Source organism: Terriglobia bacterium, assembly GCA_020073495.1.
Lineage (GTDB): Bacteria > Acidobacteriota > Terriglobia > Terriglobales > Acidobacteriaceae > JAIQFD01.
This window is the reverse complement of record JAIQFD010000004.1, coordinates 602,691-626,073: the sequence shown is the minus strand read 5'-3', so window position 1 is coordinate 626,073 and position 23,383 is coordinate 602,691. Positions and strand designations below refer to the sequence as shown.

The 23,383-nt window shown below is 63.7% G+C and carries 20 protein-coding genes; all 20 read right to left on the bottom strand.

Annotated features, from left to right (window positions below; all coding sequences use genetic code 11):
* Positions 1-226 precede the first annotated feature (226 nt).
* The 20 genes from LAN37_13220 to LAN37_13125 all read right to left on the bottom strand — a co-directional run bounded on the left by LAN37_13220 (position 227) and on the right by LAN37_13125 (position 22,819).
* Positions 227-427 carry a cold-shock protein gene (locus LAN37_13220; protein MBZ5648170.1) on the bottom strand — a complete coding sequence of 67 codons (201 nt, stop codon included), beginning with the start codon at positions 425-427 and terminating at the stop codon, positions 227-229.
* 188 nt (positions 428-615) lie between these two features.
* Positions 616-1,857 carry a hypothetical protein gene (locus LAN37_13215; GenBank protein ID MBZ5648169.1) on the bottom strand — a complete coding sequence of 414 codons (1,242 nt, stop codon included), beginning with the start codon at positions 1,855-1,857 and terminating at the stop codon, positions 616-618.
* A gap of 4 nt (positions 1,858-1,861) precedes the next feature.
* Positions 1,862-2,584: an Ig-like domain-containing protein gene (locus LAN37_13210; protein MBZ5648168.1), complete on the bottom strand. Its 723-nt coding sequence runs from the start codon at positions 2,582-2,584 to the stop codon at positions 1,862-1,864.
* Positions 2,581-4,620 carry a c-type cytochrome gene (locus tag LAN37_13205; protein ID MBZ5648167.1) on the bottom strand — a complete coding sequence of 680 codons (2,040 nt, stop codon included), beginning with the start codon at positions 4,618-4,620 and terminating at the stop codon, positions 2,581-2,583. Before LAN37_13205 ends, LAN37_13210 begins: the two co-directional genes overlap by 4 nt.
* Positions 4,621-5,319, bottom strand: a complete 699-nt coding sequence (locus LAN37_13200) for a hypothetical protein (GenBank protein MBZ5648166.1) — start codon at positions 5,317-5,319, stop codon at positions 4,621-4,623. It abuts the gene before it with no gap.
* Positions 5,316-6,074, bottom strand: coding sequence for a cytochrome b N-terminal domain-containing protein (locus LAN37_13195; protein ID MBZ5648165.1), 759 nt, complete (start codon positions 6,072-6,074; stop codon positions 5,316-5,318). Before LAN37_13195 ends, LAN37_13200 begins: the two co-directional genes overlap by 4 nt.
* 1 nt (position 6,075) lies before the next feature.
* The gene (locus tag LAN37_13190; protein ID MBZ5648164.1) at positions 6,076-6,564 is read right to left on the bottom strand and encodes a ubiquinol-cytochrome c reductase iron-sulfur subunit; all 489 of its coding nucleotides are present in this window, start codon (positions 6,562-6,564) and stop codon (positions 6,076-6,078) included.
* Between the two features lie 6 nt (positions 6,565-6,570).
* On the bottom strand, positions 6,571-8,517 hold the full coding sequence (locus LAN37_13185) for an FAD-dependent oxidoreductase (protein ID MBZ5648163.1): 1,947 nt from the start codon (positions 8,515-8,517) through the stop codon (positions 6,571-6,573).
* Between the two features lie 63 nt (positions 8,518-8,580).
* Complete coding sequence (locus LAN37_13180) at positions 8,581-9,165, bottom strand: carboxypeptidase regulatory-like domain-containing protein (protein MBZ5648162.1); 585 nt, start codon at positions 9,163-9,165, stop codon at positions 8,581-8,583.
* Positions 9,166-9,206: 41 nt separating this feature from the next.
* Positions 9,207-10,838 carry a hypothetical protein gene (locus LAN37_13175; protein MBZ5648161.1) on the bottom strand — a complete coding sequence of 544 codons (1,632 nt, stop codon included), beginning with the start codon at positions 10,836-10,838 and terminating at the stop codon, positions 9,207-9,209.
* Positions 10,839-11,400: 562 nt separating this feature from the next.
* Complete coding sequence (locus tag LAN37_13170; protein ID MBZ5648160.1) at positions 11,401-11,667, bottom strand: hypothetical protein; 267 nt, start codon at positions 11,665-11,667, stop codon at positions 11,401-11,403.
* A gap of 108 nt (positions 11,668-11,775) precedes the next feature.
* Positions 11,776-13,122, bottom strand: coding sequence for a polysulfide reductase NrfD (nrfD, locus tag LAN37_13165; protein ID MBZ5648159.1), 1,347 nt, complete (start codon positions 13,120-13,122; stop codon positions 11,776-11,778).
* A complete protein-coding gene (locus LAN37_13160) occupies positions 13,106-13,822 on the bottom strand; it encodes a 4Fe-4S dicluster domain-containing protein (GenBank protein MBZ5648158.1) in 717 nt (238 codons plus the stop codon). Before LAN37_13160 ends, nrfD begins: the two co-directional genes overlap by 17 nt.
* 6 nt (positions 13,823-13,828) lie before the next feature.
* The gene (locus tag LAN37_13155) at positions 13,829-16,240 is read right to left on the bottom strand and encodes a molybdopterin-dependent oxidoreductase (GenBank protein ID MBZ5648157.1); all 2,412 of its coding nucleotides are present in this window, start codon (positions 16,238-16,240) and stop codon (positions 13,829-13,831) included.
* Positions 16,237-17,487 carry a cytochrome c gene (locus tag LAN37_13150; GenBank protein MBZ5648156.1) on the bottom strand — a complete coding sequence of 417 codons (1,251 nt, stop codon included), beginning with the start codon at positions 17,485-17,487 and terminating at the stop codon, positions 16,237-16,239. The genes LAN37_13155 and LAN37_13150 overlap by 4 nt, the downstream gene beginning before the upstream one ends.
* The gene (locus LAN37_13145) at positions 17,471-18,016 is read right to left on the bottom strand and encodes a cytochrome c family protein (protein MBZ5648155.1); all 546 of its coding nucleotides are present in this window, start codon (positions 18,014-18,016) and stop codon (positions 17,471-17,473) included. Before LAN37_13145 ends, LAN37_13150 begins: the two co-directional genes overlap by 17 nt.
* Positions 18,013-19,242, bottom strand: coding sequence for a cytochrome c (locus LAN37_13140; GenBank protein ID MBZ5648154.1), 1,230 nt, complete (start codon positions 19,240-19,242; stop codon positions 18,013-18,015). Before LAN37_13140 ends, LAN37_13145 begins: the two co-directional genes overlap by 4 nt.
* Positions 19,243-19,256: 14 nt before the next feature.
* On the bottom strand, positions 19,257-19,805 hold the full coding sequence (locus tag LAN37_13135; protein ID MBZ5648153.1) for a cytochrome c family protein: 549 nt from the start codon (positions 19,803-19,805) through the stop codon (positions 19,257-19,259).
* A 318-nt stretch (positions 19,806-20,123) separates the two neighbouring features.
* Positions 20,124-21,503: a sigma-54 dependent transcriptional regulator gene (locus tag LAN37_13130; GenBank protein ID MBZ5648152.1), complete on the bottom strand. Its 1,380-nt coding sequence runs from the start codon at positions 21,501-21,503 to the stop codon at positions 20,124-20,126.
* Positions 21,500-22,819, bottom strand: coding sequence for a PAS domain S-box protein (locus LAN37_13125; GenBank protein ID MBZ5648151.1), 1,320 nt, complete (start codon positions 22,817-22,819; stop codon positions 21,500-21,502). Before LAN37_13125 ends, LAN37_13130 begins: the two co-directional genes overlap by 4 nt.
* Between the last annotated feature and the right edge of the window lie 564 nt (positions 22,820-23,383).

The following is a 23,383-nucleotide window of genomic DNA, read 5'->3' as shown; positions in this document are numbered from 1 at the left end:
GTGTGGCGCCGCGCAGGAGGAATGGGCTTCTTCTGCGGGACGGATCTTCTCAATCGCGAAGGCGCAAGGTGGGATAGCGATGTGTCTTCGGGGTCAAGTGGTGTCTTGAGTATACGCTGTTTGCGGAGGTTCCCCCGCAAATCGCTCGACAGACTGTTACTAGGTCGTGCCCCCAAATGCAAAAGGCGGCTGCTAAGCCGCCTTCTTGAACTTTCCGCGCTGCTATTTACAGCGGCTGGACGTTCTCTGCCTGGAGCCCTTTCGGTCCCTTGGTCACGGTGAACTGCACCGCCTGGCCTTCACGCAGGCTGCGGAAACCGCTTGCCTGGATGGCCGAGAAATGCACGAACACGTCTTCGCCGGTCTCGCGGCTGATAAAGCCGAAGCCCTTGGCGTCGTTAAACCACTTCACTGTTCCTTGTTCCATTTGTTTGTAACTCTTTTCTCTTTTTGATTTACGTTGACACTGAATCGGAAGGTACTGCAGGGCAGGAAACTCGCGAGAGAAACTTGCTCACAACCGCTTCACTTCAAACGCACCCCTATCATACACGTCTGGCGCGGATTCGCCAAATGAATTCCGGATGTCCCGAAGAAAAAACGCGGGATCCCGCCCTACTGCGCTTTTTGCAGGTCGACGGCCGCGCGCTCGCCATTGATGAGCACCGCGCCGGCGTTCAGCATCTGCTGTCCCGTGCAGTCATACTTCGCGAAGCACTGCATGGCCTGGAAGCCGAGGATGTACTCCACCGACTGCACCGTTTTGCTGCCCGGGACCTTTACCGTGGTGCTGAAGTCGATGCCGTCGAACGTAGAACTGTCGGCGAAGTAGGTCAGCGCCGGACGCACCAGGTGGGCGATGTGCTGGTCGAAGGCCATGGCCGCCAGGCGGTACTGCGATCCCTCCGTGCCAGCGGGAAGCTCGGTCGTCATGGGCACCTGGAGGTACGCGCCTTGGCGGAAGGCGATGAAGCTGGGCAGGACGTAGGGAACGAAGTGCGCCTGGGGGTCCAGTTCGCGCACCATGCGCGCGATGGTGTCCTGGTTCGCGAGGTAGAGGCTGCGCAGGGTGTCCGGCGTGACGAGCCGCACCGGCGCTGCCGGCGCGCTGACCAGCCGTTGCGAGACCAGCGGCGTGTCGGACGTGGTCAGGTCGAAGCCAACGGGTGACTGCGTCGTCGCCCCGGTGCCCGCCGATTTTTGCTTGCGGGCGCTGCGCTCCATGCCTTTGGGCGCCACCTGCGGCTCGTCGCCGGTCAGCCACAGCACCATCGGCTTGCTGCCCAGGTACACCTCGGCATCGAGCACCGCGGCTTGCTGCTGCTCCGGCGTGGTGGCCGCAACCAGCTTGTGCGCCACCTCCCGCGGCAGCAGGATGACTACGTTTTCCGCCGCTTCCGTGCTCACCCCCAGCACCTTCGTGCGCACGTGATGCGAGATCTCGAAGCCGTAGGTGCGGAACGGCTCGTCGCTCCCGAACGCGCCGACCGCCGCGCGCAGGATGGGCAGGATCACGTCGTTGAAGGTCTGCCGGACGCGGTGCGAACGGTCCACCAGTTCCGCGGAATACGAGGCGTAGTAATTGCCCGTCACCGCCAGCACCATCTTGTCGTCGAACCTCTCGAAGCGGATCCCGGATTGCGCCAGCGTCTTCTGCTGCGCTTCGTCGATGTCCAGCTTGCGGCTGAAATAGAAGGCGTACGGGTACTTTTGCAGGCGCACGCTGGTGGCGAGCTTCTGCAGCTGCGCCATGTACTTCGACTGGAGGACTTGCGGGCCCGGCTCGTTGATGTCCATGGGGGAGGTCACCTGGCCGGCTGCGATCGCCGCAAGCAGGACGACTGCCAGGCCGGCCATGGCACTACTTCTGCGCATACACCACCCCGGGTGTGCGATAGGGAGGGTCCTGGACCGCGCGTATGTACGCCACCAGCGCGCGGATCTCGGCGCTGGAAAGCGTGTATCCGTATGGCGGCATGCTGGGCGACTTGCTCAGCGCCGGGCCGCCGTGACCGATGATCGCCGTCAGGTCGGTGTCCGCGAGCTTGTTGAGCGTCTCGCCCTCGGTGAAGGCGTGCGGCTTGGGGTCGAGGTTGTCGAAATTCGACACCCGCTCGGGCGTGGACTCGGGATCGTGGCAGCGGGTGCAGTACTGCGTGCTGAGCTGCCGCCCCAGCGTCTGCTCGTAGCCCAGCGAAACTGCCGTTATGTTGACTGACACCGCTTTGCCGCTCTTGTCCGGTGTGCTGGCAGTCAATTGGTAGCGCCCGGAACTTCCCAGAGAGATCGCCGCAGTGAACTGCCCGCTGGCGTCGGTGAGTCCCGACGCTGGCTGAAAGCTCGCGCCCGACGGGCCGGCCAATGTGACCGCTGCACCCGCAACGGCGCTTCCCTGCGCGTCGTTCACTTGCACGACCACGGCCTGGTCGAGCGCCATGCCGCTGGCCGCGACCTGCTTGTCGCCGCTCGAGACCACGATGGCCGTGCCGAAGGCTTTCGCTTGCGGACCGGCGTTCTTTGCCGGCTGCTGCGAGCAGCCCGCCAGTCCGAGCGTGAGCATCATCAAGATGGCTGTCTGTCTCATTTCTTCGCCACCTGCTTTCCGCTGGATTTCAAGCTCATGAGGAAAGCGGTCAAGGCCCGGGCATCTCCGTCGCTAATGTGCTGGTTGGGCTCGATGGCGCCCGGACGCAGCGCCTGCGGGTTCTTCATCCAGGCAAAGATCCAGGGCGCGGTCAGCCGCGTCCCCACCTGCGTCAGCGCCGGACCGATGTAGCCCTTGTCTTTCTGGTAGTCGGCGATGTGGCACGACTGGCAGTTGTACTTCGAATAGAAAATCTGCCGCCCCTGCTCGACCTCGGCCGGCGTGAAGTTCATGGTTGCATCGCGGTCGATGGCCGGGCTCTGGTAGACGGTCATGATGAAGTCGGTCAGCGTGGCGATCTCCCCTTGCGTCAGGTTGAACTTCGGCATGCGCCGGATGAGGGCTGGCCGCAGCGTGTTCGGGTTCTTGAGGAAATCTTCGAGCCACTTGCGCTGCACCGAACTGCCTTCCCAGCTCAGGTCGGGCGCCATGTCCCCGCCGCGGCCATTGATGGCGTGGCAACTGAAGCAGCGCAGGTCTTCGATCAGCTTCGCCGCTTTCCCTGCCGGCTGGTAATTCGACTCATGCACGGAGGCGATGCGCAGCGACGGCGGCTGCGTCTGCGAGCGCTCGGTCTGCGCCAGCAGCGCGGTGGTCAGGGCATCCACCTGCTGCGCCGTAAGCGAGAATTGCGGCATCTTCAGCCCCGGCCCGAACGCCCGCGGGTTGCGCACCTTGGCCGTGATGTAGTCAGGCAGCGTGTGCGCCACGCCCTCCGCGAACGCCAGCTGCGAGAGCGATCGGCTGCCCACGCGCGTCAGGTCGGGCGCGAAGTTTTCCGCATTCTTGATGCCGTTGATCGCGTGGCACGCCGCGCATCCGTACTCGGTGACCAACTGCTTGCCGTGTTGGATCTGCTCCGGCGTCGCATCGCTCAGGTGGACGTTCGCCAGCAGGTCGCTATCCGTCTTGCTTTGCAGAAAGCCGGTGAGCAGCGCGACCTGCTTCTCGTCGAAGCGGTAGCGCGGCATTTTGGTGTCGGGATCGTAGTGATTCGGGTCCCGCAGCCATGCAGCGAGCCACTGCGGCCTCACCTTGTTTCCTACCTTTGTGAGCTCCGGCCCCACGTCTCCGCCGACCAGGTTCCCGGCCGCGTTTTGCATGGAGTGGCAACTGGCGCAGAACGACTCGCCATACAGGCTGGCCCCCGCTGTGCCGGCGTCCGTCGCGGCCGGCGGCGCAGCAGAAACTTGCGCCAGCGGCGTGCTCTGCGCCATCAGGAATGCCGAGACGTCGCGCGCGTCGTTGTCGCTGAACTGGAAGTTCGGCATCGTGGCCACTGCCGAGTACCCTTGCGGATTCTTGATCCAGGCGAAGATCCACTCCCGCGTGGACTTGTCCGCGATGTGTCTGAGATCGGGGGGGTCGTCGGTCGCGGTCAGCGCGGTGCCGTCACCGAGCTTGACGGAATGGCAGCGTACACATCCTTCGCGCGCCAGCAGGGTGCGGCCCTGGTTCAGCGTGGGCGTGCCCGCGAGCGCCTTCAGATGGCATTGCCCGCAGCCTGACTCCTGATACTTCGCCAGCAGGATCGGCTGCTCCCACGCCAGCGTGCTGTGGTGCGCTTCCTCGACCGTGGTCGCGGCGCCCTGCCCGCGGTGGCAAGTGACGCACCCGAACTGCGTCAGCGTATGGGGGATCGGCGGATGCGGCCGGAACGGCTGCGTGGCGACGTCCTTCAGGCTGGCTTCTTTGAGTCCGCTATGACAGGTGGTGCAGCGGTCCACCACGCCCATCTCGGGGATCCAGGTCTGGTGCAGGCCGCGCTCGAAGTGGCGCTCCAGCGTGACTGCGTCCGAGCGGTGCCGGATGGTGTCCAGGTACTGCTTCTGGTAGTGGCGCCACTCGCTGAAATAATCCTTCGCCGGAGCGATGGCCAGCGAAACCAGCAGGATGAATGCCATGCTGCCGAAGGCGCGCATGCTGTCGCCGAACAGCGCGCGCCAGACCGACTTGATTCTGTCTCCCAGTGCCACCTATTGCCTCCAGGGCCAGACCCACGACCACCCGGGCCCGCGGAAGAACGTGCCCACCGCGGTGAGCACGGCCGCCTCCGCCAGGAACCAGGTCATGATCCAGAACGAGAGCGGCTTGGCCGGGATGCGCCGCTTCGTCTCCGGGTGCGCCGCAGAGTAAGCCGCCCACAGCATCAAGGCGGCGATCACCACCGTCGGCGCCAGCGCCACCCACACCTCGAAGACGGCGAGGAATACGACCAATACCGCCACCACCGCACCGAAGATCCGCAGCCGCCGCTTCCGGTCGCGCAGCCACAGCCCTTCGGCCTGGATGTTGATGTTGAAGTACGGAACGACGATGAGCGCCATCACCACCATTCCCGGGATGAGCACGCCCGCGAAGACCGGCGGGAAGTAGTGCAGCAGCTCCTGCAACCCCAGGAAGTACCACGGCGCCTTGGCCGGATTGGGGGTGTGCATCGGGTCCGCCAGGCCCTCCAGCGGCGCGTTGAACAGCAGCGAGATCCACACCAGCGCGATGGCCACGCTCATCACGGCCACCGCCGCACGGAAGAAGACTTCGGGATAGGTCATCACCAGGTCTTCGTCGCGGGTTTTCACCGCGGGTGACGTCCGCCGCGTAACGAACGCCACCCGCACGGGCGCCTGCCGCGCGTTGGAATTGGCTTCCGCGATGAAATCTTTTCCGTCGCTCATCGCTTCTCTTCTCCCTCGGTCGTGGGAACGCCCGTGTACAGGCCGCCGTCCTTGCGGATCCGCCAGAAGTGGACCGCGATGAAGAAGATCGCGACCAACGGCAGGATCATGCAGTGCAGCACGTAGAAGCGCAGCAGCGCGTTGGCGTTCACCTGGTTGCCGCCCAGCATCAGGAAGCGGATCTTGCCGCCCAGCACCGGCACCGCCGAGGCGATGTTGCTGCCCACCGTGATCGCCCAGAACGCCAGCTGGTCCCAGGGCAGCAGGTAGCCGGTGTAGCTAAGGAACAGCGTCAGCAGCAGCAGCACCACGCCGATCACCCAGTTGAACTCGCGCGGAGGCTTGTACGCCCCCCGGTAGAACACCTTGAACATGTGCGCGAACACCAGAAACACCATGGCGTGCGCCGACCAGCGGTGCAGGTTGCGCAGGAACACCCCCGACGACACCACGAACTCCAGGTCCTTCATGTCCGCGTACGCCTGCGGCACCGACGGGTGGTAGTACAGCATGAGGAGGATGCCGGTGATGACTAGGATGCCGAAGGTGGCGAAGCTCAGCGCCCCCAGGTACCAGGTCACGCTGAAGTCCAGGACGCGCTGCCGCGCTTTCACCGAGAACAGGTGCAGGAAAACGTTCTGCTGCACGAAGCGCGCGCGCTTCAGGTTGCTGAAGCCGGTGCCGCTGCGGAACACCGACTTCCACACCCGGCTCTCGGCCACTTGCCGGACGTAGGTTTCGGGGAAGATCCGCATACTAGACCCTCACCATCTGGCGCGAGGCGATCTGCGTGGAGCGGTCCACCATCAGCTCGCCGTCTTCACTGAGCCACATGCGCAGCCAGGGCAGCGGCTTGGGCGCCGGGCCCTCGATCTTGGTGCCGTCCTTGTGGAACTTGCTGCCGTGGCAGGGGCAGGCGATGATGCCCAGCTCCGGCTTGTACGCCGTCAGGCAGCCCAGGTGCGTGCAGGTCGCACTCAGCGCGTAGAAACCCTCCGCCGCGTGCACCACGAAGATGCCGGTCTGCGGATCGAGCGTCACGGAGTCCAGCGGATACTGGTCCGGCTTGCCCGCATTCACGGTCGGCGACGGCTCGTACAGTACGTTGGGCGACAGGTACTGGTAGGCGAAGACGGTCGTGCCCAGCCCGGCCACCGCCACCGATCCCAGCCCCAACTTCACCAGGAAGTTGCGCCGGGTCGCGTCATCGAGTTCCTGCCGGTGTTTGTTCTCTTCGTCAGACATACGGCCTCATTTCGCCGGGGCGATCTGCACCAGGTCCATCGACTGCAAGGGGATGAGCCCGGTGGGTTCGGCGGAGATCAGGTGGAATGCTTCCATGGTGATGGTGTTCACCGGGCAGCGCATGGCGCAAAGTCCGCAGCGGATGCAGCGGGTCTCGTCCTTGATCATGGCGGAGCCGCTGACGGCGCCCAGTTCGCCGGGCGCGACGTCGGTCAACTCGACACCGAACTGGTCCGGGTTGGCGCGCGCGGCCTCCGCCATCGCGGACAGGTCCATGCGGTCCAGCGACACCAGCGTCAGACACTGCTCGGGGCAGACGTCCACACAGCCTCCGCACAGCACGCATTCGCTGCCATCGGCCTCGTTGCCTTCGAATACGGTGTTGATATAACAGCGCAGGCAGCGGCGCGCTTCCGCCATCGCCTCGTTTTCGCTATATCCGATCTCCACCTCGGTCATGCCGGTGCGCCGTTCCAGCGGTAGCATGGGGATCGGCGGCCGTTCGAAATCCATGTAGTTCAGGAACATGCCATGGCGCGGGAGCACTTCGACCTCGATGCTCGGATCGGCGTGCTTGCGGCCGCGCAGGTATTCGTCGATGCCCACCGCGGCGCGCTTGCCGTCGCCCACGCTGTCGATGATCAGCCGTGGCCCGAACACGCAGTCGCCGCCGGCGAAGATACCCGGCGCCGTGGTCATCAGGTTCTCGCGGTTCACCGTGATCAGGCCACGCGGAGAGATCTGCACGCCGTCGTCAGGACGGATGAAATCGAGCTTCGGCGCCTGCCCGATGGCCATGATGACGGTGTCGCACTCGATCAGCTTCTCGCTGCCCTCGTAAAAAGCGGGGTTGAAGCGCTTGTTCTCGTCAAAGACCCACTTGGTGTCGAGCGTCTCCAGCGCGGTGACTCTGCCGTTTTCTCCGACAATGCGCTTGGGCCCGAAGCCGGGATGCATGATGATGCCTTCGGTCTCGGCCTCCTCGATCTCCTCCAGCGCGGCGGGCATCTCGAAGCGCCGCTCCAGGCAGACGATGTTCACCTCGCGCGCGCCCATGCGCAGCGCCGAGAGCGAGACGTCCACCATCTCTTTCATTGCCACCGCGGCGACATTCTCCGCATCCGGCTCGATCTCCGGCTCGTGCTGCTTGAGCACCTCGCGCGCCGCCGACCGGGCCACGTCCATGGCGACGTTGCCGCCGCCGATCACCACTACCTTCTTGCCGATGGTGAACTTGTAGCCGAGGTTCACGTTGAGCAGGAAATCGATTCCTTTGTGTACGCCGTCGAGGTCCACACCGGGAATGGAGAGGTCGCGGCTCTTGTGCGCGCCCACTGCGATGAGCACCGCGTTGAAGTCGCGCCGCAGCTCGGCGACGGTGAAGTCGCGGCCGGCGGAGTGGTTCAGCTTAAGGGTGATGTCGCCGGTTTCCAGGATCTCGCGCACTTGCGCCTCCACCACGTCGCGCGGCAGCCGGTACTCGGGGATGCCGAGGTAGAGCATGCCGCCCGCCACCGGCGCGGCCTCGAACAGCGTGACCGAGTAACCCATCAGCGCCAGGTCGTGCGCGGCCGAGAGTCCAACTGGCCCTGCGCCGACGATCGCGACCTTGTAAGGAAGCTTCTCCGACGGTTGCGGACGGGGCAGGCCGCCGCCCTTCGCCTCCGGTCCGTACCGCTCGGTGAGAAACCTCTTGAGTGCGCGGATGGCGATCGGCTTGTCGATCTCGCCCCGGCGGCACGCCGTCTCGCAGGGATGCGCACACACTCGCCCGCAGATGCTGGCCAGGGGATTGGGAGCGCGCGCAATGCGGTAGGCCTCCTCGAATCGGCCTTCGGCGATGAGCGCCACGTAGCGCCCCGCGTTGGTGTGCGCCGGGCACGCCATCATGCAGGGGAAATTTGTGTTCAGCCAATCGGGATCGACCCGCTTGTTGACGAATCTCTTCAGCATCTGGTCCCCACCGGTCCAAATGATCGGGAGCGGCCTCAGGAGGAAAGGCCGCTCCCTACGTGGTTACTTCGACAGAGTGAAGTCGGCCTTGGTGTCGCCCTTCACCGTGACTGGTTTGGTTTGCTGTTTTGCCCCTTCATGCCAGGCCACGACGTTGTACTGGCCATCGGGAACGTTCTCGATCTTGTAGTTGCCGGACTTGTCGGTCTCCGCGTAGTACGGCGTGGGGGATACCACGACCGCACCCGACATCTCGGGGTGAACGTTGCAGAATAGCGACGCGGCCCCCGGATGGTCGAACTTCCACGACTTTTTCTCGCCCTTTGGCCAGGTGCCCAGGTTGTGGCCCGCCTTCTTGTCCCCGCCCACCGACGGCCAGAAGACGTTGTGCGCCACGTTGTCGCTGTTCAGGAAATCCACGGTCGCGCCCAGCGGTACGACCAGAATGTGCGGCTGGAAGAGCAGTCCCTTCTGGTCCATCAGGAAATGCTTCTCCGGCGCTGGGAACGTCTTGCCGGCGATGGTATCCACGTACACGACCGAGGGGCCGGTGACCCCGCTGACCTTGCCGTTGATCGAGCCCGCCGAAACCAGCGTGCTGGCCGCTAATACTGCTATCACTACCAATGTCCAAGTGCGATTCATCATTAAGCCTCCAGAGATAGGGTGAGTCGAAGCTCCCCACATTGTCAGTACACCCACTCGAGGGCGACGGTTGCGGCATTCGTCCGGAATGGATTCGTCGGCAACTGCGTGACCGGATCGTAGGTCACCGTCTGCTGCGGACGGATCTGGTATTCGAACGAAGCCTTGATGTTGGAATGGATCAGGAACTGCACACCCGGGGTAACACGGTTCCGGGTGGCGGCAAATGGGTTGGGGAACGCGGCCGGTGACAGTGACTCTCCATTCAAGCGGTCCGCGTTCGAATTCACGCCGTCGTACCGCATGATCAGCATCATCCAGGGATAGACCAGATAATCTGCCTGGATGAACCCACCGCTGAAAGTCGCCGGAAGCCCGCGCGCGAACTGCACCGCAGTGCCGTTCGGTGGAGGCACCAAGACCATCGGCGGTAGCACCGGATTGCCAAGCGCATCCACCGGGAACAGGTTCATGTCGTGCCCGAACATGTAGAGCCCGTAGATGTTGAAGTTGCGGTAGTTGAAATTGAAGTCGCCGCCCACGCGATAGAACGGCTCGCGCGCCGTCAGCACAACGGGGTTGATCCCCCCGGCGTCGACACCCGAGATCCTTTGCACCGAGCGGCCGTAGAAGTAGTAAGTGCCCAGGGTGAGATAGGTGTGGTCGCGCGGACCGGTTGCGCCCGCCGCCTGCACCGCTTTGCGGCTCTCGCTGTCGCGCTCCAGATTGAAGCGGTAGGAGAGGCGCGCGTATATGTCCTTGAAATTGGAGTCGGACATGAAGCCCACGCCGGTGGCGGAAGGAACGAAGGTGCCCGCATCGGGGGTCCCGCCCGTGTTCTGGTTGATGATCGCGAGCGAGTAGTGGTAGCCCCCGTACTGGTGGCCGCCGCTGATCTCGATGCCCTGTCCTGCGCCAGCGAAGGCGAACGAGTTGTTCACGAACTGCTGCGGAAACAGCGCGTGCACCGAGCCGAAGTTGGCCTGGTCGTAGATGTCCCAGCCGCTGACGTTGTAGCTGCGCGCCGGCGAGAACGGCAGATCGAGCTCGAACTGGCCCACCCGCAGGCTGAGCGCGTCCTTGGGCAGGTGCAGGAAGCGCCCGATGTTGACGAACTTCAGATAGCCGTCGCCCAGGCCACCGGCTGTGTTGTCGCCCAGCACGCTGAAATCTTCATCCACCCAGAATGCGATATCGCTGCCGAAATTCCCACCAGTGAAGATGCTGAATAGCCCGGTCTGGAAATCGGTGCGTGGCACGTAGGATCCTGGTACCGCACCCGGAGGGGTCGTCAATACATCGAAGGCCCCGCGTCTCTTGCCCAATACTTGGAAAAAAGTGTTCATACGCAACCCGATGGGCGGCAGCCCGGGGATGCTCCCCGGCCAAACCACCTTGGGCCACAATTGTTTCTGCGATTCGGCGCCCAGCATGGTCTGCGGGACCTTGATGAAAGTCTCATCGTCGCTGGGGAATTTGAATCCTGCATCCTTGAACGCCTTGCCGAAGTCGTTCAGCTTCGGGAAGTCGGTGTGGCAGGTGGTGCAGGAGGTCTGGTACTGGCGGGCGAAGGCGGGGATCGCCTGCCCTTTCTCCGGCAACAAGAATGCTGCGGAGATGATGAGAACGAAGATTCCCAGGGTCATCAGTGACTGCTTCCTAACTGTCACGCGCATGCGCGCCTCCTCGAATCTCTCAAGCTATTAGCCCGCTGTTGGCCGACCGCTGCGGGAATGAGGCGACCAACCTTCCCCCGAAGCTCTTCGGGATTCTACTCCCGGTATGCACACGGCGTAGTGATGCCACGCACGTTATTCTGTGATGCGCGTCACACTTCCCGCGATGGGAAGACGTCCCGCGCGGGCGGGCTGAGACCCGCTGCTGGCGCTGCTTTTGCCTCGTTCTGCCGGGGCCATGTCCGCCGGCCCGGCCCACCCTGTCGTTCCACGATGCTCCAGCGATTGCGCGGGCTCGGCCCCGGGCGGGCGCCAGGCAACGGGGCGCCTGGAATTCCTGGGCGAAGTCTCCGACTTCAAGACCCCTGGCCTTGGGCAAGCCGACACCACGTTCGATTTCGGTGGCTGCATGAAGCGGCAGGGAGAGTTCACTTGGTCCACGGGGGTCTCCTACTACCATCTGCCGCGTGGAGCGAGGCAAGCGGGCCGGCCAACCTGGACGCACCTGCAGACGAGAACGCCTGGGGGGAAGATCCCGATCCTCCCCCTGGACCAGAGCCGTTTAGGTGGTTGGAACGGTTTGCCCAACGTACTCGTTGGACTTGCTGTAGTGGCAAGAACGGCAGAACTGCGCCGCCGAGTTGCCCGCCGGCTTGGCCGAATCGTACCAGCTGCGGACGAAGAAGCGAGACGGCGCCGTGTGCACACCGTCCACCGACTCCACGCCGGCGCCGGTCATGCCCACGACCTGCGTCTGGTTGCCGTCATGGCAGGAGAGGCAGGCCGCCGTGTGGAACCCCGGGTTCGACGGGCTGATGACCGCCGTCACCGTATGGTCTTAAGACCTCCTGATTTATGAACTGCAGGGTTCCCTTACTTGTTTGCTTCTTTAATTCCCTGCTGCCTTCGCATCGCTGGGTACCCTCGCGATGCGGCATCAGTCGCCCACCTCTTGCGCGACCACGACCTCGCCCGGCAGGTACGACTGGATCCGCTCGGCGGTCTCCGACAGTGCGCACTCACGCCCCTCCTGTACCTCCCAGATGGAGACAATGGGAAAGAACTTGGTGAACACCATGTAGAGGAATATGAAAGTCGCGCCGAAACCCAGCGTGATCGCGACCTCCACCCAGGTGGGTGAGTAGCTGCTTTTCCCCCATGGCAGGCGCGGTTGCGACAAAGTCGGCACCACGATCGTGAACCGTTCCAGCCACATGCCGATGTTCACGGAAACGGACGCGATCACTGTGCCGGTGACCGTCCTGGTCTGCCGTCGTGCCAAGATGCCGACCGGTATGACAAAGCAGGTCACGAACATCACCCAGAACGGCAGCGCGTAGCGGCCGGTCAGTTTGGAATAGAAGACGACCAGATGGACGGGGTCATTTCCGTAGAAGGTCGTTATGTACTCGGCAAAGGTGAAGTAGAACCAAAGCAGTGCCATCACCAGCAGCAGCAGGCCGAGATTGTTGAAATGCACCGGCTTGAGATAGTCCTGGAGGAAGTAGATCCGGCGGATCAACGCCATGGCGATCATCAGCGAGGCGATGCCGGAAAAGATCGCGCCCACGACGAAATACGGTCCGAAAATGGCCGAGTGCCACATGGGCTGCACGGTCATCGCGAACACCCAGGACACGACCGTGTGCACCGATACGGCGATGGGTATGACGAGAACGGCCATCACCGCGATGGCACGATTCAGGATGCGCTTCTGGCGCTCGGTGCCCCGCCAGCCCAGCGCCAGCAGGCGGTAGAACCCGATGTACTTGCCGCCATGGTCGCGCAGGATGGCGAGGTCGGGGATGAGCGGCAAGAAGAGGTAGATCGAGCTGGCGGTCAGGTACACGCTGATGCTGCATACGTCCCATAACAGCGGAGAGCGGAAGTTGGGATGGCGCAAGACGTTCAGCATCCGGTCGGGCCGCCCCAGATCCATGATCACGCTGCCGACCCCAAAAAACAGGACCAGGACCGTGATCACCTCGGCAGCGCGGGTGATGGAGCGCCGCCACTCCGCGTGGCAGAGCCGCAGGATCGCCGAGATCAGCGTCCCCGCATGGCTGATGCCGATGAAGAAGACAAAATTGGTGATGTAGAAGCCCCAGTACACGGGCACGTTCAGGCCGGTGACTCCCAGTCCCCGGCTTAACTGCCGCAGCCAGGCGAAGAACGCCACCGTCGTGAAGCCGAGCAGCACCACTGCCAGGCGGTAAAACGAACTGCGCGTCGCGACAATGGGCTGCAACAGGACGCGATCGAGCAACTCATGTTTTGCTTGCATTGCCGTTTCCGCCACTCCACTCCCCTTCCGCGAGATAGATGACCTTGGGTTTGGTCCCCAACTCTTCGAGCAGACGAAATGCGCGCGGGCTGTGGGCCAACTGGGCGACGCTGCTGTTGCCATCCTCTAAGTCGCCGAAATACATCGCGCCGGAGGGACAGACCTCCACGCAGGCGGGCACGTAGTCGCCTTCGGCCAACGGCCGGTGAGCGGCCTTGGCTTCCTCGCGCGCTTTTTGAAGGCGGTGGTGGCACAGCGTGCACTTCTCCACCACTCCTTTGGGCCGCACGGACACATCGGGATTCAGCGCTTCGCCCAGTTCGCCCGGGAACTCGGGCTTGTACCAATTGAACATGCGCCGCGTATACGGGCAGGCATTGGTGCAGTACCGGCAGCCGATGCAGCGGGCGAAGATCTGTCGCACGGTGCCTTCCGGGTTGATGTTCGTGGCGCCGACTGGGCAGACGCGGATACACGGCGGACTGTCGCAGTGGACACACGGAACCGGCATCAGGCGCATGCCGATGCGTGGGTACTCGCCTTCGACCTCGGGCAGCACACTGATCCAGGAAAGGATCCGTCCGCGTGCCGCCTCGGCAGGCGGCACACAGGTAACGTTGTTCTCGCTCTGACAGGCGACGGTACAGGCCTGGCATGCGGTGCACTTGGCCAGATCGATGACCATTCCCCAACGCGGCATACGCAATCAGCTCCGGTACAGCTTGACCTGTGTTCTGTCGGTCTGCGGCAGACCGGCGACGGGCTCGTACTCTGTCTCTACGATGGAAAACGGATTGGCGCCGCGGCACGCCCAATCGCCGCCCTCCCGTCTGCCATAGCCCAGAGGCATATGGATGACGTTGGGGCGGACACCGGCATACAGCCTCGCGCGCGCCTGTACCCGGCCCCGCTTGGACTCGACCCACACCATGTCCCCGTCCGCGATTCCGTGCTGGCGAGCGGTTTCCGGATGGATCTCGACCCAACTCTCCCAGTGCTCGAAGAGATGCAGCCCAGCGATCTGTTGCAGGTACGGCAAGTGAGCGCCGCTGCCACCGGCTAGCGGCAAGACCTCATGCGGGACGAGCTGCAGCGGAAACTCGTGCGCAAGTTCGGCGAGGCGCGGCTGGTGGGGCAGGCACAGCCGATCGTCCCCCGCTTCGAGCCCGTTCGCGCGGACGAATCCGGGGTCCTCGTCCGCCCGTCGCTTCAGAAGCTGCGAATAGAACTCAAACCGTCCCGATGGCGTCTGCAACACCCGGTCCCACTCGCCGAAGTAGTAGGCTGGCTCCCACCAACCGCCCCGTTCCTGGATTTGCGACCACAGTTCATCGGCCGTGGCGTAGTTCGGCGCCCACCAGCCAGAGCGTTCCAACAGACGGTCCCATCTCTCTTCCAGGCTGGAAGCGAACACTGCGCCGGTTTGCCGGGCAAACAGGCGATCGGAGTGGGCGCGAAGATATTGCTCGAAACTGTCGAGAGGGAGCTTGGCTGCAACCGGCCCACCGAGTTTGCGCGCCACCGCCAGCATAATGTCGCCGCAGTCGCGCGCATCGAAGCGCGACTTCACGACCGGCGCCGAGATCGAGTGCATGGCATAGGGGACGGTCGGGGGAGTCCCGCTCTCCTGCCATCGCTCCAACCCGACCGGCACCGGAAGCACCATGTCCGCGAGCGCGGAGCTTTCATTCACGAATGCGGTTAAGCTGACGATGAATGGCACTGCCTCAAACGCCCGGCGGAAGGAGTCGCCGTCGGGTTGTTCGAACACGGGATCGACCTGGTTCAGGATGAGCAACTCCACCGGCTGCGGCTTGCGCGAGAGGATCGCGTCCGGCAGCCGGTAGAGGGTGTTATCCGAGAGAGCGCGCGTTGCTGAAGCGCTCGCCGGCGTGACCGGCTCCGACGCCGCTTGCTCGCCCTCTGCCGCCGGCGTCGGTTGCTGGGCAAGGACGCCGCCGGGCACCTCCAGGCTGCCCAGCAGCGCGTTCAGGCTGTGTGCGGCCATGGCGGCATACGGATTGCCGGGTAGGGTGCTGGTCTGGTGGTCGCCGAGCACGATGGCCGGACGATTGTGTCCTAATTCGCGGGCGATACGCAGGATGGTCTCGGGCGGAACCGCGGTGAAAGCCGCAGCGTCGTTCAACCGGTAATCCCGCAGCACCAGGGAGCGGAAGCCCATATGCTGCCGGCCATCGGCGTCCCGCCAATCGTCAAACCCGAAGCAACGGTCGCGCACGAAGGTAGCGTCGTACAGGCCCTCGGTGATGAGGACGTAAGCGATGCCGAGAGCCAACGTCGCTTCGGTCCCCGGCCGCAGCGGGACCCATTCATCAGCACGCGCGGCGGTCACCGAAAGCCGGGATTCGACCTGCACGAACTTCGTCCGCCGGCCGGAGGCGGAGTCGCGCCACATCCCGAACGCCCGCATCATCGTAGCGGGCGACCCCCATCCTTCGAGGAGGTTGACTCCAAAGCTCAGCAGGTACCGCGTGTTCTCGAAGTCGTAGGCGACAGGATCGGTGATTCCCTGCTGCAGGTAGACCGCCGCCTGCAGCGCATCCAGGCCGGACGGTTGCGGCACGTAATGCGGCGAACCATAGGCCCGGAGAAACGTGCGGATCAATTGGGCCGAGAGGTTCCTTTGCCCCCGGTCAACGAAGACGACCGATGGCGCATGTCCGGCATCCCGCAGCGTTCTCAAGCGGGCAGCGAGCTCCTCGATCGCGCTCTCCCAGGAAATCTCATTCCACTGCGGCCTCTGCCGGGTTCCGGTGTTGCGCAGCGGCTTGCGCAAACGGTCCGGGTGATACAGCTCCTGCAGAGCAGCAGCCCCTTTCGGGCAGATACCTCCGTGGTTGACCGGATGGAGAGGATTGCCTTGCACGTGTACGGCGCGTTCACCCACCTTGCGCACCCGCAGCCCGCAGCCCGCCGGGCACAGGGAGCAGATGCTCGGAACAAGGCTTTCTGGCCCGGACGGCACCGGGACCTCTTCACTGGCGAGCACGGAATTGACCTGGCTGAGCGCGCGCAGCGTCAGCCCGGATGTGGCGACGCCCACGGCGCCGGCCGTGGCCACCTTGAGGAAGTTGCGGCGGTCGAAGTCCTGGGTCACCGTCTCACTCCTGCCTGCAATGGCGCGCTGCGTGCGCGGTTCAGAAATTCAAGAAGATCGACGATTTCGCCCGGTTGAAAGCGCGGCCAGGCCACTTGCTCCTGGTGCATGGTCTCCAGCATCATGGGGCCGTGGTTCCACAGAGCTGTGGCGATGGAGATGGGCGCAGCGCCGGTTCCGCTGCGCGTCAAGTCGGGCCCCTTGCCGGTTCCCGACCCCAGCGTGTGGCACGCACCGCAGCCCTTTTCCAAGTACACGCGGCGTCCCCGCGCCGCATTCCCTGACACTTCGAAATAACGCTGTACGAACAGGTAGGAGATCAGGTCCGCCATTTCCTTGTTCGAAAACTCGGGACGGGAGACTTGCTGCGCCTGCATGCTGGCGCGCATCCGCGGCGCATGGTTCCACATCAACCCGGCAAACTGGCCCAACGTGCGAGGGAACGTGCGGGTGCCCAGGTCGGGGGCGCGGCCGCCGCCTTTGCCGCCCACAGCGTGGCAATTCAGGCATCCCTTCTGTTGGAAGATCCTCGCCCCGGCCTCGGCGTCCGCTGCACGGACATAGATCTTCTTCCTGGAGTTCGGTGCCAGGGTGCGGATGTACGCGATCAGGTCGGCGACATCGTTGCCTTCGAACCGCGGCCAGGCGTAGCCCCGGGCCGCCAGCGCCCCCTGCATGGCGGGTGCGTGGTTCCACATCGCCTGGATCCAACTCACGGGATTGCGATAGCTCGCCCAATTTCTTAGGTCCGGACCAACATGCCCGCCGCGGCCCGCGACCGAATGACACTCCAGGCATTTCTTCTCCGACAGTAATTGTTTCCCTCGTTGCGGGTCCCCCGGCTCGTCCAGAGAGCGGACGGAGGAGAGAAAGGCGAACAGGTTCGCCATCTCCGCTTCGCTGAAGTGCGGAGGGGGAACGTGTTCCACGCGCATCTTTTCCCACATGGCGGGGGCGTGATTCCACATCGCCGCCAGCATTTCCGCCGAACTCAGGTATCCGGCCGGAGCCCGTGCCAAGTCCGGCGCGGTGCGTCCGCCCTCACCCAGGACTGAGTGGCAGCGCCCGCAGCCCTTCTCGAAGAAGCTCTTCATGCCGGCTTTGGGATCGCCCGGAATGAAGTAGCCGCCGGCGCTCGTTTGCGCGCGCACGCCGGGAGCGATCGAGATCACCACCGCCGCACACAGCAGCAGGATGGCGCGGCACTGCCGCAATGGCGGTCGCAGGCGGTTATCGGTGGCAGTCATTGCAGTCGGTCTGCACACCGCGCTTGGCGTGGCAAGCGAGGCAGTTGTCCATCGTGGCAGGGCGGAATTCGGCAGTCGGCGGCGTGGTCGATTTGGCGACCGGCCCGTGACACTCGGTACAATCTAGTTGCGCGATTTGCACGTGGCGCCGATGCGAGAAGTACACGTGTGCGGGTACCCGCGTCAGTTGAGTCCAGGCCACTTTCTGGCCCGCTGCCGCGATGGTCCGGATCTTTGCTTCTTCCGGGCTCTGCGACAGCGGCGTCTCATGACAACCCATGCAGACGGCTAGATCGGGCAACGTGGCATGTGCCTTCGTCTGCACCCCAGTATGACAGTCGGGGCAGGCAGCGCCGCTTTCAACGTGCTTCGAGTGGTTGAAAGCGATCGGCTGCCGCACTGTCCTGCCCGCCCCGACTACGATGGCCAGCAGGTCCGTCAGGAGGAAGCAGACCACGAAGGCCAGAAGCACTCTGGAACGTGTGCTGTTGGCAATGCGCGAGAGGAACCCACCGAAGGGCCGCATCATCGTTTTCCCTCGGCCGGAGAGTTGAGGAATGCGATCAGGTCTCCCAGGTCATCCTCGCCGAGCTTGGGCCACGGCAGTCCGACGGCTTTCGTGCGTTGGTACATCTCGGGACCATGGCTCCAGAGCGCGGTCGCCAGAGAGATGGTCCCAAAGCCGCGGCCCTTGCCGCGAAGCCTGGGGCCTTTGCTCGTGCCTTCGCCGTTCGGTCCATGGCAATTGGCGCAACCGCGCTGGACAAACAAGCTGGCGCCTCCTTTTGCCGCGCCACTCGGCTCGAAGTACCTGAGACCCGCAAGGAAGGCCATCAGGTCCGCCATTTCCTGGCCCTCGAACTTCGGCCTTTCGAGGTTGCGCTCCTTCATGGTCCGAAACATTCCGGGAGAGTGGTTCCACATCACGCCCGCAAACTCGACCATGCTGGACGGCAGATACTGGCGTGTCCCCAGCTCCGGTCCGATGGTGCCGCCCTCGCCCTTGACCGAATGGCAGACGATGCAGCCCTTCTGTTGGAACACTTTCCAGCCTTCATTCGGACTGGCCGGCAACAACTTGTGCTCCGTGCGTTGTGCTCCGGATTTCCCGCGGATGTATGCCAGCAGGTCGTTCATTTCTTTGCCGGAAAAGTTTGGCCACGAAAGCCCTGCCGCCTGCATCCCTTCTTCCATCACCGGGGCGTGGTTCCACATGGTTTGCGTCCACTCGATGGGCGTATCTACGCCGGAGATCTTCGCCAGGTTGGGCCCGGCGGTGCCACCCGCGCCGTCCACCGAGTGACAGCGGATACATCCTTTCGTGCGGAACATCCGTTCGCCCCGTCCCAGATCGCCGGGTTCATCGAGGTATCGGGCGACGTACAGGTAGGCGAATAGGTCCGCCATGTCGCTTTCGCTGATCGGCGCAGGCGCAACTTTCTCCATTTCCATGCGCTTCCACATTTCGGGCGCGTGGTTCCACATGGCAGGAACGAGTTGGTTCAGGTCGGCGCTGCCGGTAGGCGTCGCGCCAAGATCGGGGGCGATGTGGCCACCCCAGCCGTTCACCGCGTGACATCGGCCGCAGCCTTTGCGCTCGAACAGTGTCGCGCCTAGCTTGGGGTCGCCCATCAGGAAAGTGGTGGCCACCCGCCGCGGGGCATGTGCCTGGAGCCAGACCACCATCGCGATCAGCAGTGTCAATGCGCTCACCGCCGCTACGATCCAGAACGCGAGTTGTCGTCGAGAGGCCATGGCGGCTCCCTCACTCAATGCTGGTATTTCAGTGGGAAACGCTGATGGACGCCTTTTGCCTGCCGCGACTCGAAATCGAACGGCTTATAGAACTCACTCTTCGAGTTGTGACAGCCCTGGCATGCTTTCGCGTCCGGGAGGACAAGCCCTGCGGCAACCACTTCCGCGCGCTTGAACTCCTTGTTCTGGAAGCTCATGACGTTGGGCTTCGCATAATTGCCGCCGGCCCCGTGACACGCTTCACATTGCACGCCGGCGAGCGCAGGGGTCTTCTCGATGCTCTCGAACCCACCCGGCTTGCCGTAGCCGGTCGTGTGACATACGAGACACTCGGCATCGTGGGTGTAGTCCTTGTTCGGATCCAGCTTCTTCGATTTCTTCACTTCGGCTGCAACCCCGGCTTTCAGCAGGTCGAAGCCGGATGCCATCTTGGTTTGCTGCCAGCTTTTTGCCTCCTGCAGGTGACACGGCCGGCAGCGGCCGCTGCCGATGTACTGTGCCTGCGCGAACAAGGGCAAGCTGCCCACCATCGCAAGCCCCAGCAGGATCTGCTTCAGTTTCATCGTCACCTCGCGGAAGAATGCCTTTGTAGACCTACCAGCGCACGTCACTCGCCAAACCCGGTGCGGACCGGTCTCCGTAGCCGCAACTTGCTTCCACTCAGTGGATTGCAACGCGAAATCTACGGACACGCCTCTCCCGGCGGAGCGGCGGTTCGCCGCCAGCCGTCAGAAAAAGTCAAAATGTGTACGAGAATCGGACAGACAGTCAGGACATCAGCCCAGTGGGACCGGCGTACGCACCGTGGGACACGTCGGATGGAACAACTGGAGCAGCTGCGGGCTGGCTGCGGACGGCCTCAGCCCCGCACGGGGACAGCTTCATTTGTCCCGCATGGCTTCTGCTTTCGCCTCGCGCAGCTTGCGGTAGAGGGTGTCGCGGGAAATGCCCAGGAGCGCCGCGGCCCGGGTGCGATTTCCATCGGCCCGCCGCAACGCCCGCTCGATCGCTATTCTCTCCAAGTCATCCATCGCCAGCGGCTCTTGGGACGGGGTAGCGACCGGCGCACTCCGGCTGAGCAGCGGCTGGATCTCTTTTTCGGCGATGACCTGCGGATCCGCCCGCGACAACGCCGCGGCACTCTCGATGATGTTCTCCAGTTCGCGCACGTTTCCGGGAAAGCTATAGCGGAGCAGCAGTTCGATGGCCGACCGGCTGAGCCCCACTTGACGGTCGTAGCGCTCCGATACACGTTCCGAGAAGTGCTGAGCCAGTACCAGAACGTCTTCGGGGCGGGCTCGCAGCGGCGGGATCTCCAGTACGACGGTAGCGAGCCTGAAATACAGGTCGTCGCGCAGGAACTCGGTGCGGACTGCCGCGAGTGGCCGATTGGTCGCCGCGATGATGCGCACATCCAATCCGATCGCCTTCGCGCTTCCGACCGGGCGCACCTCCTTGTCCTGCAGTACGCGCAACAGCTTCACTTGGACGTCTTTCGGCATCTCCGTAATCTCGTCCAGAAAAACGGTCCCGCCGTTCGCGCTGGGGAACACCCCCGGCATGTCGGCGACCGCGCCGGTGAACGATCCCTTGCGGTGGCCGAACAGTTCGCTTTCCACCAGTTCCCGCGGCAGGGCTCCGCAGTTCACCGGCAGGAACGGCGACAGGGCGCGTCGCCCGGCGCCGTGGATGGCTCTCGCCAGCATCTCTTTGCCGGTCCCGGTTTCGCCGACCAGCAGTACGGACGCGTCGGTCGCCCCGGCAGCCCGTGCGTGCTCGATCACTCGATGCATCTGGGGTGAGACGTACACCAGCGATTCGAATGCCGCACCGCTGTTCTGCAGGTTCGCCTCAAGTCGCGCCACCCGTGCGCGGAGCTCGAACACTTCCATGAGTCTCCCGATCTTCTTGCGCACCGCTTCGCGATCGAATGGCTTTGTGATGTAGTCCTCGGCGCCGCGCCTCATCGATTCCACCGCGTTCTCGATCGTTCCGAAGCCGGTCATGATCACGACGGCAAGTTCCGGGTTGTGCTCGCGGAGCTGCGCCATGACAGTAAGCCCGTCCGTTCCTGGCATCATCAGGTCGAGAAGCGCCAGCGAGATCCTCCCGTTGGTATGCTGCACTTCGAGCGCTTCGGCGGCCGAATGCGCCACCTCCACGCTGTAGCCCAGCCGCTCCAGGTAGTCGCGTAACACGTGGGCCAGGATCACGTCGTCATCGACGACCAGGATCGCGTAATTTCTGATTCCCTCGTTCATCGCTGGCCCCGCTCTTCTACCGCCGCGTACTCGCACACCGGCAGTTCGACGATTGCCGTCGTGCCTTGTTTGGGGGTGCTTTCGAACCCGATCGATCCCCCGTGGTCGCGCAAGATGTTGGCGGCGATTGCCAGCCCCAGCCCGGTGCCACATCCGGGGGCCTTGGTCGTAAAGAATGGCTCGAAGATGTGCGCCAGGGTCTCGCGCTCCATGCCACAGCCGTTGTCGGCGATCTCGATCCGCAAACGGCTCGCCTCCGTGTTGCGGCAGCGGATGCGGATGGTGCCGGCGCCGTTGATTGCGTCGAGAGAGTTACTCACCAGGATCAGGAATAGGGCCTCCAGTTCGTTGCGATCCCCGAATACGGTGTCCGCAGTGCCTTCTTGCATTTGCAGCTCCAGACGCGCGTGCTTGGCCAGCAATTGCGGCGATAAGAAGCTGGCCACGGACTCGATCAGAGGCTTGACTTGCTCCACCTGTTTGCTCGGTTGGGGACGGCGGCTGAAGGTAAGAAGGCGTTGTACGAACTGATGGCAAAAACCGATGCTGGCCTCCATCTCCTCCAGTTCCCCGCTCAACCCATTGCCGGCAGATCGCTCCCGCATCATCTGTACGCGAAGAAGCATTGCTGCCAAGGGCGTGTTCAGGTGGTGCGCCGTCCCCGCCGCCATCTGGCCCATGGTGGTCAGCTTCTCCAGCTCCAGTAACGTTTGCCGCAGCCGTACCCGTTCGCGGATGTCGTAGGTGATCTCCAGGAAACACGGCTCTCCCGAAAGGCCTCGAAACGGGATCAGACTAAGCTGGACCTCGAAGCTCTTGCCGTCCTTCCCGCTACGGCGGGTTTCCGCGTCCAGCACAGTACGCTGTTGCTGCACGCTGGATATGAAGTCTTGCAGCTCCGCCATGTTTTCCGGCGGCACGGTCGGCAGAACGGCGCCGACCGCTTCCTTCTTGGAGAACCCATACAGCCGCTCCGCTGCGGCGTTCCATTCGGCCACGCACAGCCCGGCATCGTACAGGGCCACCGCACCCGGCGAGACTTCCAACATGCCCCGGTACCATTCTTGCGATCGTCTCAGCGCCTCCTCGCTGGCTTTGCGTTGTCGGAGGACATACCAGGCTGCCCAAAATGCCAGCAGCAGCGACGATCCCATGCCGCGGGTGATGTAGAGGTAATGCAAGGTGAGGTAATCGGCGTCGCGGAAGTAGCGGTACTCGACCAGTTCCCAGACCGCAAACACCACCGCCACCATGGTGATGCAGGAGAGCGTCAGCGTCGCCCACAGCCATCGCCGCTCGGTTGCATTGCCGCTCATGCGACCCCCATCGCAGCCGGCGAAGGACGGACCATCGTCCGAGGCAGCGGGAGATCGCCGGCACGGTCGCATTCTCCGCGTAGCGCCGCACACCCTTCAGTGACCACGGTCACATCCACGTGTGAGTGCCGGCCAACGGCGGAGACCAGCTTCCGCGGGGCGACATTCAGTTCGAGGACTCGGAGGACGATCGGAACCGCTACGTCCTTCATCATTGAGGACTTGGTTCTCCCCGGATCCGCGGGCGGCGTCCTCGACCCCGACAACCTGTACGACCGGTATTTCCTACCCGTTCTCGAGAAGGCGGGCCCGCGACGTATCCGCTTCCACCACCTGCGCCACACGTTTGAGTACTTGCTGATCCAGGCCGGCGCCCCGTTACCCTACGTGATAGAGCAGATGGGCCACAGCTCGTTTCAGGTAACCGTCGACATCTGCGGACATCTCATCCCCGGCGCGAACCTGGCTTGCATTGACCGCCTGGACGCTGGACGAGGTCCGCAACGCAATGCAACCCCGGCGCAACCACGCGGGGAAGAGGGAGAGGCGCTTCTGTCCGAACCA

Bases quoted from the DNA above. Each gene is read 5' to 3' on its own strand.
- LAN37_13220 (MBZ5648170.1), bottom strand. From the start codon at position 427: ATGGAACAAGGAACAGTGAAGTGGTTTAACGACGCCAAGGGCTTCGGC.
- LAN37_13215 (MBZ5648169.1), bottom strand. From the start codon at position 1,857: ATGGCCGGCCTGGCAGTCGTCCTGCTTGCGGCGATCGCAGCCGGCCAG.
- LAN37_13210 (MBZ5648168.1), bottom strand. From the start codon at position 2,584: ATGAGACAGACAGCCATCTTGATGATGCTCACGCTCGGACTGGCGGGC.
- LAN37_13200 (MBZ5648166.1), bottom strand. From the start codon at position 5,319: ATGAGCGACGGAAAAGATTTCATCGCGGAAGCCAATTCCAACGCGCGG.
- LAN37_13195 (MBZ5648165.1), bottom strand. From the start codon at position 6,074: ATGCGGATCTTCCCCGAAACCTACGTCCGGCAAGTGGCCGAGAGCCGG.
- LAN37_13190 (MBZ5648164.1), bottom strand. From the start codon at position 6,564: ATGTCTGACGAAGAGAACAAACACCGGCAGGAACTCGATGACGCGACC.
- LAN37_13185 (MBZ5648163.1), bottom strand. From the start codon at position 8,517: ATGCTGAAGAGATTCGTCAACAAGCGGGTCGATCCCGATTGGCTGAAC.
- LAN37_13180 (MBZ5648162.1), bottom strand. From the start codon at position 9,165: ATGATGAATCGCACTTGGACATTGGTAGTGATAGCAGTATTAGCGGCC.
- LAN37_13175 (MBZ5648161.1), bottom strand. From the start codon at position 10,838: ATGCGCGTGACAGTTAGGAAGCAGTCACTGATGACCCTGGGAATCTTC.
- nrfD (MBZ5648159.1), bottom strand. From the start codon at position 13,122: ATGCAAGCAAAACATGAGTTGCTCGATCGCGTCCTGTTGCAGCCCATT.
- LAN37_13160 (MBZ5648158.1), bottom strand. From the start codon at position 13,822: ATGCCGCGTTGGGGAATGGTCATCGATCTGGCCAAGTGCACCGCATGC.
- LAN37_13150 (MBZ5648156.1), bottom strand. From the start codon at position 17,487: ATGACTGCCACCGATAACCGCCTGCGACCGCCATTGCGGCAGTGCCGC.
- LAN37_13145 (MBZ5648155.1), bottom strand. From the start codon at position 18,016: ATGATGCGGCCCTTCGGTGGGTTCCTCTCGCGCATTGCCAACAGCACA.
- LAN37_13140 (MBZ5648154.1), bottom strand. From the start codon at position 19,242: ATGGCCTCTCGACGACAACTCGCGTTCTGGATCGTAGCGGCGGTGAGC.
- LAN37_13135 (MBZ5648153.1), bottom strand. From the start codon at position 19,805: ATGAAACTGAAGCAGATCCTGCTGGGGCTTGCGATGGTGGGCAGCTTG.
- LAN37_13130 (MBZ5648152.1), bottom strand. From the start codon at position 21,503: ATGAACGAGGGAATCAGAAATTACGCGATCCTGGTCGTCGATGACGAC.
- LAN37_13125 (MBZ5648151.1), bottom strand. From the start codon at position 22,819: ATGAGCGGCAATGCAACCGAGCGGCGATGGCTGTGGGCGACGCTGACG.